The organism is Caulobacter sp. CCG-8 (assembly GCF_037402475.1).
Taxonomy (GTDB): domain Bacteria; phylum Pseudomonadota; class Alphaproteobacteria; order Caulobacterales; family Caulobacteraceae; genus Caulobacter.
Map to the genome: position 1 here is coordinate 14,734 of NZ_JBBEUD010000004.1, position 13,460 is coordinate 28,193.

The following is a 13,460-nucleotide window of genomic DNA, read 5'->3' on the forward strand; positions in this document are numbered from 1 at the left end:
CCGAATTCGGCCGGCGTCCATGGGACAAAACCCCACGTCATCAACATTTCGCACTGGGGTATGGTTCCCGACGAAAAAACGGCGCCGCGGAAGCCGCGACGCCGTGTTTCTTCAAGGAATTCTTAAGGTTTGCCGTCGGCGGCCTATTGGCAGGCCAGGCATTCCTCGTAATCGGTCTTGGCCGGGGCGTCGAAGCCGTTGGCGGGACCCGCCAGCGCCACGTCCGAACCGGCGTAGGCGGCCCGCTGAACCGACTTGGAGCGCAGGTAGTACAGCGACTTCACGCCGCGCTCCCAGGCCTGCCAGTGCAGCATGTGCAGGTCCCACTTGTCGACGTCGCCGGGCAGGAAGATGTTGACCGACTGGCTCTGGCAGATCTCCGGCGTACGGTCGGCGGCCAGTTCGACCACCCAGCGCTGGTCCAGTTCGAAGGCGGTCTTGTAGACGTCCTTGTCGTCCTGGCTGAGGAAGTCCAGGTGCTGGACCGAGCCCTCGTTCTCCAGGATCGAGCCCCACACCGCGTCGGTGTTCTGGCCCTTCTCCTCGAGGAGCTTCTCCAGATAGGGGTTCTTCACCGCGAACGAGCCCGACAGGGTCTTGTGGGTGTAGATGTTGGCCGGGATCGGCTCGATGCCGGCCGAGGTGCCGCCGCAGATGATCGAGATCGAGGCGGTCGGGGCGATGGCCAGCTTGTGCGAGAAGCGCTCCTTGGAGCCGCGCTCGGCGGCGTCCGGGCACGGACCCTTCTCCTCGCCGATGGCGATCGACGCCTTGTCGGCCTCGCGGCGCAGGTGCTTGAACATCCGCATGTTCCAGCTCTTGGCCAGGGCGCTTTCGAACGGCACGTTCTGGCTTTGCAGGAAGCTGTGGAAGCCCATCAGGCCCAGGCCCACCGAACGCTCGCGCATGGCGGCGTAGGCGGCGGTCGAGGCGGCGTCGGGCGCGCGGTCGATGAAGTCCTGCAGGACGTTGTCGAGGAAGCGCATGACGTCCTCGATGAACGTCGGGTGGTCGCGCCACTCCAGGAAGGTCTCGGCGTTGACCGACGACAGGCAGCAGACGGCGGTCCGCTCCTGGCCCAGGTGGTCGGTGCCGGTGTGCAGCATGATCTCGCTGCACAGGTTCGACTGGCGAACCTTCAGGCCCAGCTCCTGCTGGTGCTTGGGCATGGCGCGGTTCACGGTGTCGGAGAAGATCAGGTAGGGTTCGCCGGTCTGCAGGCGGAGCTCCAGGACCTTCTGCCACAGGGCGCGGGCGTCGACCTCGCGCAGGACTTCGTTGGTCTTGGGCGAGCGCAGGCCGAACTTGTGGCCGTCACGCACCGCATGCATGAACTCGTCGGTGATGTTGATGCCGTGGTGCAGGTTCAGGGACTTGCGGTTGAAGTCGCCCGACGGCTTGCGGATCTCGAGGAACTCCTCGATCTCCGGGTGGTGGATGTCCAGATAGACGGCGGCCGAGCCGCGACGCAGGCTGCCTTGGCTGATGGCCAGGGTCAGCGAGTCCATCACGCGGATGAAGGGGATGATGCCCGAGGTCTGGCCCTGGCCCTTGACCTTCTCGCCGATCGACCGGACGCCGCCCCAGTAGGTGCCGATGCCGCCGCCGTTGGCCGCCAGCCAGACGTTCTCGTTCCAGACGCCCAGGATGCCGTCCAGGCTGTCGTTGACCGCGTTCAGGAAGCAGCTGATCGGCAGGCCGCGCTCGGCGCCGCCGTTCGACAGCACGGGCGTGGCCGGCATGAACCACAGCCTGCTCATGTAGTCGTAGACGCGCTGGGCGTGATCGGCGTCATCGGCGAAGGCCGTCGAGACGCGCGCGAACATGTCCTGGTACGACTCGCCCGGCAGCAGGTAGCGGTCCTCCAGCGTGGTCTTGCCGAAGTCGGTCAGCAGGGCGTCGCGCGAGCGGTCGACCTCGACCTTGCGCACCAGCGCCAGCTTGGGGCGTTCGCGCATCTCCGAGGCCGGGCGCGCTGCGGACGAAATCTTGGTCGCTTCACTAGCCGACATGAGCAAAACCCGTTGAATGACGTGCGTTTTCCGGAAGCGTCAGCTTCACTGGAACTCGCTACATATTGTGGGCCTTGAGCCCCCTGAACCCATATATGGGGCCACAGAGACCTCATCTTCGTCAACGGGAAGTAACGCTCTTCAGGCGAGTTTTTCGTTAACAACTCACTAACGCCCCAAGGTTCCTGGGGTCTATCAAGGGGTTGCACCGCAAAGAAAGTTTGGCCCGATTTTTGCGTCACGGCGTTCGCCCAAACGCTCCGCCACCGGAGGGCCGGGGCGTCTCGATTCCAGATTCGAGGAAAGGGGCGCGCGGGAAAAAAGCTGGGGGCCGAAAGGGGACCGATCCGCCTTGCGTTCGCGCCGCCCCGGTCGCCAAATGGCCAGGCTTGAACCGAGGGGACCATCGCCATGCGCCGCGCCCTGCCCGCCCTGCTGCTGGCGGCCCTGCTGGCCGCCCCGGTCGTCGCCGCCGCCGCCAAGGCCCGCGACATCGGTCGCCACAGCACCCTGGCCCAGGTCGACGCGGCGATCCGCAAGGTCGCGCCGGTCGGCGGCGACGTCGATCCGGCCCTGGCCTATCTGCGGGCCAATCATGTCGAGCACAGCGACACCCCCAGGACGCGGACCGTCTACGCCATCGTCCGGAACATCCGGGGCGGATCGATCCTGTCGCTGGTCGAGAAGTCGGCCTCGATCCGCATCCTGTACGACGAGCAGCGGCACGTGACCGAGGTCGACGTCCACGCCGACTACACCAGCCTCTGAGGCGGGACCTGGGCCCGGCGCACGGCGCCGCCCCCTCCGTCACGCCGCGTATCCTCAGCGCGCCGCCTCCCCCGCTGCGCGGGTGAGGACGCAAAGGAAAAGGGCCCGGCCTTTCGGCCGAGCCCTCAACTTCAGTACCGGATCGCGATCTTAGAAGTTGATCGAGATCGTGGAACGGCGGTTCAGCGGTTCCTTCACACCGTCGCCGGTGGCGACGGCCGGGGCGCTTTCACCCTTCCAGTCAACGGCCAGGGTGTCGGCGGCGACACCGGCGCCGACCAGGGCGTCAGCCACGGCCTTCGCACGACGCTCCGAGAGCTTGGCGTTGTACTTCGGCGAGCCCGAGGTGTCGGTGTGACCGACGACCACCAGCTTGGTCGCGTGACCGTCCGTGGCGTACTTCGCGGCTTCCGAAACCACCGACTGGGCTTCCGGCGTCAGCACGTACTGATCGAACGGGAAGTAGACGATGAACTCGCGAGCCTCATACGCCGGCGGAGGCGGCGGGGGAGGCGGCGGGGGCGGAGGCGGCGGCGGCGGGGGAGGCGGCGGCGGCGGCGGGGGAGGCGGCGGCGGCGGCGGCGAAGCGAAGGAGTAGCGCAGACCCACGGTCAGCGATTGGTCCTTGTACTCGCCGGCGAAGGCGCCGGGTTGGATCGCGCTGCTGCCGACCGACTGCCAGCCGTGCTCTTCCGTGGCGAACCAGCGGTAGGTCACGTCGACCTTCAGCTTGTCGGTCGCCTTGATCGAGGCGCCGGCGATGGCTTGCCAGGCGATGGCGATGTCGTCGTCATCGACGGTCAGGTTCTGGATGGCCGGGTTCGAGGCGGTGATCGGGCCCACGCCGCTGAACTGACCCAGGGCGCTGACGTCCAGGCGGTTGATGCCGAGACCGGCGCCGATGTACGGGTTGATCCACGAGTCCGGCGCGAAATCGTACAGGACGTTGACCATCAGCGACCACGAGTCGATCGAGCCCGAGGGGCTGCCGCAGGTCGGCGAAGCGGCCGAGCGGGTCACGCCGGGGGTGCAGAGGCCGATCGGCTGTTGACGGACCGGGTTGCCGCGAACCGAGGTCAGATCGCCGGGGCGATAGCCGCCTTCCAGTTCAGCGCGCCAGTTCGGGTTGAACTGGTAGCCCAGGCGGACGAAGCCGGCCCAGTCGTCGTCCGTCGACCAGGTCCAGTGCGCGTGGGCGCCGTCCCGCAGGTTCAGGTCCGATTCGGTGGAGATGCCCTCGGGCCAGTGGTAGCCGAGGTCGACCGCGCCGTACCAGCCGGTCTCTTGGGCCGAAGCGGCGCCAGCGGCGAACACCGCGGCCAGAGCCACTCCCGCCAGGAGTTGGAGTTTCATATCAAGAGCCCTCTATTGCCCTGCAACGGCCGAGACCGACCGAGCATTGTTATACCAAGGCGCACGATCCGCGAAAGTGTCAGCAGAGCAACACCCGTCCGCTTTCGAGCGCCCTTTAGAGATGACGCCGCGAAAACGTGCCGCCCCCACGAAATCAACTTCCGAGCGTATCCGCTGACTGTCTCGGAAAAAGCGCCAGCATAATATCGGTTCGCACGTGAATCCGCGCAGCGCAAGGCCTTGAGCACGTTTTGGACCTCGCGGCCGCGTAAAATCGTCGCAGCCGTGCACGAACTCCACAGTTCCCGCACACGGGCGCCGGGTACCTCAGTCGAGGGTGCGCCGATAACGCGACATGGCCGCCGCGGCGATCGCCACGACAAATACCGCCAAGGCGACAAGACTAGTCCACAGGTCGTGAACATCCAGTCCTTTAAGTAATGAGCCGCGCACCACCCGCAGGAAATGGGTCACGGGAATCACGGTCCCCAGCATCTGGGCCCAGCCCGGCATGCCCCGGAAGGGGAACATGAAGCCCGACAGCAGGATCGAGGGCAGGATGTAGAAGAACGACATCTGCACGGCCTGCAGCTGGTTGCGGGCCACGGTCGAGATCAGGAAGCCCAGCGACAGCGAGCCCAGGATGAACAGCACCACGCCCAGGGCCAGGGCGTCCCAGCCGCCGCTCATGGGCACCGAGAACAGCACCCGCGCCAGGACCAGGATCACCACCGTCTGGATCAGCCCGACCACGACATAGGGCGACAGCTTGCCGATCATCACCTCGATCGGCCGGGCCGGGGTGGCCAGCAGGCTCTCCATGGTGCCGCGCTCGTATTCGCGGGTCATGCCCAGCGAGGTCATCATCACCAGGGTCATCGACAGCACCACGCCCAGCAGGCCGGGCACGATGTTGTAGGCGGTGATGGCCTCGGGATTGTAGCGCCGGTGGATCACCACCTCGAACGGGTCCTCCCCCGTCTTGGCGGCGGCGCCGACCAGGTCGCGGGAAAGCGCCGTACGCGGAAGGTTGGCCAGGGCGGCGATCGCCCCGCCGGTGGCCCCGGGATCGGAGGCGTCGGCCTCGACCAGGATCTGGGCGTCGTCGCCACGCACCACGCGGCGGGTGAAGTCAGCGGGGATGGTCAGGGCGAACTGCACCTCGCCCCGGGCGATGGCCCGGTCCAGCTCCTCGGGCGAGGCGGCCTCGTGGACGATCTTGAAATAGCCGTTGTGCGCCAGGGCCGAGAGGGCCGAGCGCGCCATCGGCCCGTGGTCCTGCACCAGCACGGCCGTGGGCAGGTCGCGCGGGTCGCTGTTGATGGCGTAGCCGAACAGCAGCAGCTGGACGATCGGCATGACCAGGATCATCGCATAGGTCAGCCGGTCGCGGGTGAGCTGGATGAACTCCTTGGTCAGCACCGCCAGGATGCGGCTGGCGGACAGGCCCCGGTCTGGAGCCCCCGGATCGGACGACCGGGCGCTCATTGAAAGTTGTCCCGCGAGGCGGCCATCAGCTGGATGAACACGTCCTCCAGGGTGGGCGAGACCTCGCTCCAGGTGAACGGCGGCTTGCGGTAGGGGGCGATGGCGGCCTCCAGCGCCGCGCGGTCCCGGCCGCTGACGTGCAGGGCGGCCCCGAACGGCGCGGCCATGGCCACGCCCGGCGCCTTGGACAGCTCGCGGCCCAGGCGGTCGGCGCCCGCCCCCTCGGCGCGGAAGGTGACCAGGCCCGACTGGCCGATCACCTCGTCGAGGGTCCCGCGCGCCATCAGCTTGCCGTAGGCGATGTAGGCGATGTCGTGGCAGCGCTCGGCCTCGTCCATGTAGTGGGTCGAGACCATGACGGTCAGGCCCTCGGCCGACAGGGCGTGGATCTCGTCCCAGAACTCGCGCCTTGCCTGGGGGTCGACGCCGGCCGTGGGTTCGTCCAGCAGCAGCAGGCGCGGCTCGTGCAGCACGCAGGCGGCCAGGGCCAGGCGCTGCTTCCAGCCGCCGGAGAGGCTGCCGGCCAGCTGCTTCTGGCGGTTGGCCAGGCCCAGCCGCTCCAGCGCCTCGTCCACCCGCGCCCGCCGCCGGTCCAGGCCGTAGATGCGGGCGGTGAAGTCCAGGTTCTCGCGGATCGACAGGTCCTCGTAGAGCGAGAACTTCTGGGTCATGTAGCCGGTCTGGCGCTTGATCTCGTCGGCGTGGCGACGGAAGTCCAGGCCCAGCACCGTGCCCTCGCCCGCGTCGGGGGTCAGCAGGCCGCACAGCATGCGCAGGGTGGTGGTCTTGCCCGAGCCGTTGGGGCCCAGGAAGCCGGTGATCTTGCCCGCCCCGACCTGGATGGTCAGGTCCTGGACCACGTGCTTGTCGCCGTACGACTTGTCCAGCCCGCGCACGTCGACGGCCAGGTCGCCGGCCGATCCCTCGATGGGCTTGGCGACGGCGGCGGCGCTCACTTGCCCGCGCCCTTGAGCGGCACGACGTCGACCGGCAGGCCGGGCGGCAGGTCGGTCGGACGATCCGGCAGGGCCTCGACCAGGAACACCAGCCGGTCGCGGGCGTCGCGGCTGTAGATCACCGGCGGAGTGAATTCGGCCCGGGGGCTGACGAAATTGATCCGGGCCTGGAGGCCGCTCTTGCAGCCGTCGCATTCGAAGGCGATCCGGGTCCCGGGGCGGTAGAGCGCGACCTCGGCCTGGGGCACGTAGAACCGCAGCCGCACCCGGTCGTCGGCCAGCAGGGCCACCACCGGCTGGTTGGCCGCCACCCATTCGCCGGGCTGGTAGAAGACGTCCTGCACCCGGGCCGCGGTCGGGGCGCGGGGGCTGATCTGGTCGAGGCGGTCCTGGGCCAGGACCAGCTGGTCGCGGGCCGCGGCGGCCTGGCTGCGGGCGGCGCGGACGGCGTCGGGCCGCGCGCCCAGGGTCCCGACCTCGCGCTGGCGCTCCACCGTGCGGACATTGGCCTGGGCGGTGCGGAGCGTCGCCCTGGCCTGGTCGAGACGGGCCTGGGCGTAGAAGCCCTTGGCCGCGAGCGGCGCCACGCGGTCGTAGTCGGCCTGGGCCTGGGCCAGCTGGGCGGCGGCGGCGGCGCGCTGGGCGTCGTAGACCGCCAGCTCGGCCGGCCGCTGGCCCTTCTCGGCGTCCTGGGCCTGGCTCTCGGCGGCGGACGCCTGCGAGGCGGCCTGGTCGCGGGCGGCGACCAGCTGGGCGGCGTCCAGGGCGAACAGCGGCTGGCCGGCGGCCACCCGCTGGCCGCGCTGGACCGACACGGTGCTGACCGGCCCGGCCGCCGAGGCCCCGACATAAAGCGTCTCGCCCTCGACATAGCCCGACAGCCGCCGGGGATGGGCCGTGCCCGGTCCCCACAGCCGCCAGGCGACGAACCCGACCAGCCCGACCGCGACGACGGCCAGGACGATGCGAACCTGAGGCTTCATGCGCGCCCCTCCCCCGTTTCGACCAGCATGCCCTTCAGGACGGTGTCGGCGTGCTGGGCCAGCAGGGCCTTCAGGTCGATCGGCTTGACCCCGACCGGCTCGAACACCTCGCGCCACAGCACGCCCAGAAGCAGCGGCCCGGCCAGGCTGAACACGTAGAGCTGGGGATCGCCGGGCTTGACCTCGCCCCGTTCCTGGGCGGCGGCCACGGCCCCGCCGACGGCGCCCAGCATCACCGACACCACGTCCTCGTGCCAGACCTTGGCCAGCTCCGGGAAGTTCCGCGACTCGCCGATCACCATCTTGGCCACCGCGCCCAGCCGTCCTTCGGTCAGCACCTCGGCGACGCGGGCGAAGACCAGGCGGATCAGGTGGTCGAACGGCATCTGGCTCTGGCCGACGAAGCCGGCCACGGCCTCGAGGTTCGGGGCGATCGTCTCGCGCACCACCGCCCGGAACAGGTCCTGCTTGGTCTCGAAATAGAGATAGAGCGCGCCCTTGGAGACCCCCGCCCGGGCGGCGATGTCGTCCAGCCGCGCGGCGGCGAAGCCCTTCTCGGCGAACACGGCCAGGGCCGCGGCGATGATCTCGCCGGGCCGGGCCTCGCTGCGTCGTCGCCACTTGGGTTGGCCGGGCTGCATGGGCGGCCTCGATATATAACTGACCCGTCAGTTATATATGAAAGCGGGACGCCTCACAACCGTTCCCCCAGACACTCGAAAAGCCGCGCGGTCAGGGCCGGCCGGGCCGCGTCCGTGGCGCAGGCCGCCACCGGGGCCAGGACGCCGATCTCGCTGGTCGCCAGGAAGGCCGCGTCGCTGGCGTCGCCGCACGCCCAGTCGTAGATCGCGCCCAGATAGTTGGAGTAGATCGCCCGCCCCAGCCGGTCCGGATCGACGGCGCCCGACACCTGGCCGGCGGCCTGGGCCTGGACCATGGCCAGGACGGCGATCTCGGCCGCGTCGCGCCCCAGATGCGTGCCCTCGAACAACACGCGGGGAATGCGGACCAGGACCTGCCGATAGAGGCGCGCGTCGTCGACATACATCCGCGCCGAGACCCGCCCGGCCTCCAGCGCCAGGTCGACGCCGGTGGCGACCGTGCCCGACAGCGCCGCCTCCACCTTGTCCAGCGCCACGTTCATGACGGCCAGGGCGATCGCGTCCAGCCCGCCGATCAGGTTGTAGATGGTCTGGGGCGAGACCTCGGCCGCGGCCGCGATCTGGCTCAGCGGGACCTTGTCGATCCCGTGCTCGCGCCACAGGTCGCAGGCGGCGGCGATGATCTTGGCGCAGCGGCGGGCCTTGCCCCGCGCGCGCAAGGCGAGGCCCAGATGTGGATTGGGGCCCAAATGTGGATTGGGTTCCATTTTCATTGCCGTGGCCATTTTTGGATTGTATTCCAATTTTCAACAAACGGAACCATACGGCGATCCCTGGGACGCCGATTTCGGGAAGCACGTCCTTGGGAATCTTCGACACCCACGCCGGCCTGGCCGCCCGCTATCAGGCCGCGCGCGCCGCCGGCCGCATGCCCACGGGCGTGGTGATGGAGCGGCTGCTGTCGGCCAGCGAGGCGATCATCGACGGCCGTCGGGTGGTCACGGCCGGCACGCACAACTATCTGGGCCTGGCCTTCGACGAGGCCTGCATCGAGGCGGCGGTCGCGGCGGTGCGGCGCGAGGGCACCGGCACCTGCGGCTCGCGGATCGCCAACGGCTCGTTCTCGGACCACGTCGCCCTGGAGCGCGAGCTGGCCGCCTTCCACGGCATGCGCCACGCCATGATCTTCTCGACCGGCTACCAGGCCAACCTGGGGGTCATCTCGACCCTGGTCGGCGCGGGCGACTTCCTGCTGCTGGACGCCGACAGCCACGCCTCGATCTACGACGCCTGCAAGCAGACCCAGGCCGGCGCCATCCGCTTCAAGCACAACGATCCCGACAGCCTGGACGCCCGCCTGCGCCGCCTGGCCGGCGAGCCGGGCTTCAAGCTGGTGGTGGTCGAGGGCATCTATTCGATGCTGGGCGACATCGCGCCCCTGAAGGCGATCGTCGAGGTCTGCCGCCGGCACGGCGCCTACCTCTTGGTGGACGAGGCCCATTCGATGGGCGTGCTGGGCGCGCGCGGCTGCGGCCTGGCCGAACGGGAGGGCGTGCTGGACCAGGTGGACTTCATCGTCGGCACCTTCTCCAAGAGCCTGGGCGCCGTCGGCGGCTACTGCGTTTCCAACCACGACCAGTTCGAGATCCTGCGGCTGGCCTGCCGGCCCTACATGTTCACCGCCTCGCTGCCGCCGGCCACGGTCGCCTCGACCCGCGCCGCCCTGGCCGCGGTCCAGGCGCGGCCGGAGCTGCGCGAGAAACTCTGGAGCAACATCCACCGCTTCCACGACGCGCTGAGCGCCGCCGGCTTCCAGCTGGGCGCCGCGCCCAGCCCCATCGTCGCCGTGCGCCTGGAGTCCGAGGCCGCGACCCTGTCGATGTGGCGCGCCCTGCTCGACGCCGGCTACTACGTGAACATCGGCCTGCCGCCCGCCACGCCTTCGGGCGAAAGCCTGCTGCGCTGCGCGATCTCGGCCGGACATTCGTCCGCCCAGATCGACGGCCTGAGCGCGCGACTGATCAGCCTGGCCCAGGCCCACGGCGTCCTGCCCAACGCTCGACCGAGGGTGGCGCTTGGTCTAGCTTGACCTTATGCGCGCCTTCCCGATCCTCGCCGCCGCCCTGGCCAGTCTCGCCTTCGTCGGTCCCGCGTCGGCCCGGGACGACGGCGAGGCCGCCCGCTGCGCCGGCTACGCCGCGCGGTTGGACGGGTCGCTGGGCGAGCGGTCCGGCGTCGCGGCCTACCGTGCCTGGGCGCTCTTCCTGGACGGCTACAATCCGATCCCGTTCAGCCCCGCCGCCGTCTCCAACGAAGTGGCCCGCCGATGCGGCGACGCGGCCGAGAGGCCCCGCGCCTTGATGTTCCTACAGCATTTCCTGGCGGCGACCGGCGACCTCGACGCCGCCGAGGCGATCGCACGCGAAGCGTTGGCGACCGCGCCGTCCAAAGGGTCGCGCAAGACCCTGGCGCGCCTGCGCCTTCGTCGTGGCGACGAGGCCGGGGCCCTGGCCCTGGTCCGTCCGGACGTCCGGCCCGGGTTCTCGGACCAGCGCATCCTGGCCGAGCTCTACGATGACCTCGGCCGCGAGCTCGGAGGCGACGCCGATCAGCGGGCGACCCTGCCGTTGCTGGCCAAGGGCGAGGCGTACTGGCGCGCGGTGGCGGCCGCCGATCCCAGTCGGGAAAGCCAGATGGGCCTGGCGCGGATCATCAGCCAGCAGGGCTATCCGCTGGAACGCCTGGGGCAGGCCCGCGCCGCCGCGGACGCCTACGGCCGCGCGGCCGTGATCGTCGAGGCGCTGCGCGCCCGTCCGCTCGACCGCTTCGACGAGCAGTCCTTGAGCGCGGCGTTGATGACCCTCTACGTCTCGCAGGCGCGCGCCCTCGCGGACGCGGGCGATCGGGCCGGAACGACGGACGCCGCGACCAAGGCTTCCGCCCTGATCGACGGCGAGGTCTTCGCCCCGCCGGGCAGCGGCCTGGACGGGCAGATCGCGACGGGTCGCTGGGCCGGCGATCCGACGGCGGGCTCCACGGCCGACGCCTTCCGCCAGATCGGCGCGAATCTGGTCAAGGTCGGCGCGCCGGACGCGGCCCTGCCCTTCCTGCGCTTCGTCGCCGACTTCCGGGCCCAGGCCGCCCGGGCGGAGGGCCGCCCCTATGGAGGCCGCGACCTGGTCCGGGTGGCCGAGGCCCAACGGCTGGCGCGCCGACCGGCCGAGGCCATGGCGACCCTCGAAGGCGCGCTGCCCCTGCTGCGCGCGCCCGGGCCCGACCTCATGCCCGGCGTCGGTCAGATCTTCGTCGCCGAAGGCTTGCTGGAGAAGGGCCTGGCCCTCGACGCCCTGGGCCGCGGAGCCGAGGCCTGCGCCGCCTTCCGCGAGGCCCGCGTCACCTTCAGCCCGGAGCCGACCCATTATCCGATGTCGGGCCCGCTGCTGACCCAGCTGGACGAGGCCGTGGCCCGGCCGGCCTGCGCCAAGCCGCTCTAGCTAGCTCCGCCCCGCGTCGCGCAGCCGCTTGCGGCGGCCGCCCAGGGCGTCCGGGCGGTTCAGCACCTTGCGGTATTCGTCGCGGCGCTCGTGGATCGAGGCGATGACCAGGCCCATGGGCACGCCGATGTCGACCAGCACGGCTTCGGACAGCTGGAGCGAGGCCTCGATGGTCTCGGGCACGGCGTCGGTGGCGCCCAGCTCGTAGAGGCGGGCGGCGTGGCGGGCGTCGCGGGCCCGGGCGACGATGGTCAGGTCGGGGCGATGGCCGCGCGCGGCGGCCACCACCGCCTCGGCCGCTTCCGGCGAATCCATGGTCACCACCACGGCCCGGGCGTAGTCCAGGCCGCAGCGCTCCAGCAGCTCGACCCGCGAGGCGTCGCCGAAATAGACGCGGTGGCCGTTGCGGCGGCCCTGCTGGACGAAGCCGGGGTCGCGGTCGATGGCGATCCAGGGCAGGTCGTGGCGGTCCAGCATGTCGCCCACCAGGCGGCCGACGCGGCCGTAGCCCACCACCAGGACCCGGCCCTCGGGCTCCTCGCCCTGGTGCTCGGGGACCTCGGGCGCCTCGCTGACCGGGGCCGCCGCGCGCTTGGCCAGGCGCCCGCCGATCCCCGCCAGCAGCGGGATCAGGAACATGGTCAGGGTGGCGGCCACCAGCACGGCCTGGCCGACCTGGTCGGAGACCACGCTGGCGCCCATGGCGTTGTCCAGGATCACGAAGGCGAACTCGCCGCCGGCCGCCAGGGTCAGGGCCGCCTCGATCGCCGCGCGGCTGGACAGGCCCATCAGCCGGCCCAGCCCCATGACCATCACGCCCTTGACCCCGATCAGCCCGGCGGCGACCGCCAGCACGAAGACCGGCGAGGCGACCAGCAGCGACAGGTCCAGGCGGATGCCCAGCGACACGAAGAACAGGCTGAGCAGCAGGCCCTTGAACGGCTCGATCTTGACCTCGACCTCGTGGCGGTACTCGGTCTCGGCCAGCAGGATGCCGGCCACGAAGGCGCCCAGGGCCATCGACAGGCCCGACAGCGACGCCACCAGCCCCGCCCCGATGATCACCAGCAGGCAGGCGGCCATGAACATCTCTTCGCTCTTGGCCTTGGCGACCGAGCGCATCATCGGCCGCAGGGCCAGGCGGCCGAACAGCACGATCACCCCCAGGCCGATCGCCGCCGGGCCCAGGGCCAGCAGGTCGCCCAGGCTCAGCGCGCCGTCGCCCCGGCCCAGCACGGCCAGGGTGATCAGGATCGGGGCCACCGCCAGGTCCTGGAACAGCAGCACCGAGAAGGTCGCCCGTCCGCCCTCGGAATGCAGGCGCTTGCGCTCGACCAGCACCGGCACGGCGATGGCGGTGGACGACAGGGTCAGGGCCGCCCCGATGGCGAGGGCGGCCACCGGCTGCTGGCCCAGGGCCATGGCGATGCCGCCCAGGGCCAGGGAGCAGCCGATCATCTGCAGGGCGCCCAGGCCGAAGACCAGCTTGCGCATCAGCCGCAGCCGCTCCCACGACAGCTCCAGCCCGATCATGAACAGCAGGAACACCACCCCGAACTCGGCCAGCTGGCCGATCTCCTGCGGGTTGTCGACGGTGACGTAGTCCAGCCACGGGAAGCTGTGGCTCAGGGCCCCCAGGCCGAACGGCCCCAGGATGACCCCGGCGATCAGGAAGCCCAGGATGGGGTTCAGCTTCAGCCGCTTGAACAGCGGCGCGACGATGCCCGCCGTGGCCAGGAACAGCACCAGGTCCTTGTAGTCCGCCGGCGACATCGCGTGGTTCACGTGGTGGGGCCCCCTCTTG

The 13,460-nt window shown here is 70.3% G+C and carries 11 protein-coding genes; 3 read left to right on the forward strand and 8 right to left on the reverse strand.

The window, feature by feature from the left end; translation table 11 throughout:
• Positions 1 to 143 precede the first annotated feature (143 nt).
• A complete protein-coding gene (locus WAE60_RS04450) occupies positions 144 to 2,012 on the reverse strand; it encodes a ribonucleoside-diphosphate reductase subunit alpha (protein ID WP_029908965.1) in 1,869 nt (622 codons plus the stop codon).
• 411 nt (positions 2,013 to 2,423) lie between these two features.
• On the opposite strand from WAE60_RS04450, the gene WAE60_RS04455 reads away from it, so the two are divergent.
• Entirely contained in the window at positions 2,424 to 2,780 is a 357-nt protein-coding gene (locus WAE60_RS04455) for a hypothetical protein (RefSeq protein ID WP_337685195.1), read from the forward strand.
• A gap of 150 nt (positions 2,781 to 2,930) precedes the next feature.
• On the opposite strand, the gene WAE60_RS04460 is transcribed toward WAE60_RS04455, so the two are convergent.
• From WAE60_RS04460 to WAE60_RS04485, 6 genes are all read right to left on the reverse strand, one after another.
• Positions 2,931 to 4,133 (reverse strand): OmpA family protein, encoded by a 1,203-nt coding sequence (locus tag WAE60_RS04460; protein ID WP_029908968.1) that lies wholly within the window; start codon positions 4,131 to 4,133, stop codon positions 2,931 to 2,933.
• 327 nt (positions 4,134 to 4,460) lie between these two features.
• Positions 4,461 to 5,621, reverse strand: coding sequence for an ABC transporter permease (locus WAE60_RS04465; RefSeq protein WP_337685196.1), 1,161 nt, complete (start codon positions 5,619 to 5,621; stop codon positions 4,461 to 4,463).
• Positions 5,618 to 6,577, reverse strand: a complete 960-nt coding sequence (locus WAE60_RS04470; protein ID WP_337685197.1) for an ABC transporter ATP-binding protein — start codon at positions 6,575 to 6,577, stop codon at positions 5,618 to 5,620. Before WAE60_RS04470 ends, WAE60_RS04465 begins: the two co-directional genes overlap by 4 nt.
• The gene (locus tag WAE60_RS04475; RefSeq protein ID WP_337685198.1) at positions 6,574 to 7,560 is read right to left on the reverse strand and encodes an HlyD family efflux transporter periplasmic adaptor subunit; all 987 of its coding nucleotides are present in this window, start codon (positions 7,558 to 7,560) and stop codon (positions 6,574 to 6,576) included. The genes WAE60_RS04470 and WAE60_RS04475 overlap by 4 nt, the downstream gene beginning before the upstream one ends.
• Entirely contained in the window at positions 7,557 to 8,201 is a 645-nt protein-coding gene (locus tag WAE60_RS04480; RefSeq protein ID WP_029908975.1) for a TetR/AcrR family transcriptional regulator, read from the reverse strand. Before WAE60_RS04480 ends, WAE60_RS04475 begins: the two co-directional genes overlap by 4 nt.
• A gap of 53 nt (positions 8,202 to 8,254) precedes the next feature.
• Positions 8,255 to 8,881, reverse strand: a complete 627-nt coding sequence (locus WAE60_RS04485) for a TetR/AcrR family transcriptional regulator (protein ID WP_337685199.1) — start codon at positions 8,879 to 8,881, stop codon at positions 8,255 to 8,257.
• A 143-nt stretch (positions 8,882 to 9,024) separates the two neighbouring features.
• Between WAE60_RS04485 and WAE60_RS04490 the strand changes: the two genes are divergently transcribed.
• Together WAE60_RS04490 and WAE60_RS04495 are read left to right on the forward strand one after the other, a co-directional pair.
• Positions 9,025 to 10,251: an aminotransferase class I/II-fold pyridoxal phosphate-dependent enzyme gene (locus WAE60_RS04490; protein ID WP_337685200.1), complete on the forward strand. Its 1,227-nt coding sequence runs from the start codon at positions 9,025 to 9,027 to the stop codon at positions 10,249 to 10,251.
• Between the two features lie 4 nt (positions 10,252 to 10,255).
• Positions 10,256 to 11,656 carry a hypothetical protein gene (locus WAE60_RS04495; RefSeq protein ID WP_337685201.1) on the forward strand — a complete coding sequence of 467 codons (1,401 nt, stop codon included), beginning with the start codon at positions 10,256 to 10,258 and terminating at the stop codon, positions 11,654 to 11,656.
• Here the strand turns inward: WAE60_RS04495 and WAE60_RS04500 are convergent, their stop codons facing one another.
• A complete protein-coding gene (locus tag WAE60_RS04500; protein WP_156035600.1) occupies positions 11,657 to 13,441 on the reverse strand; it encodes a cation:proton antiporter in 1,785 nt (594 codons plus the stop codon).
• Between the last annotated feature and the right edge of the window lie 19 nt (positions 13,442 to 13,460).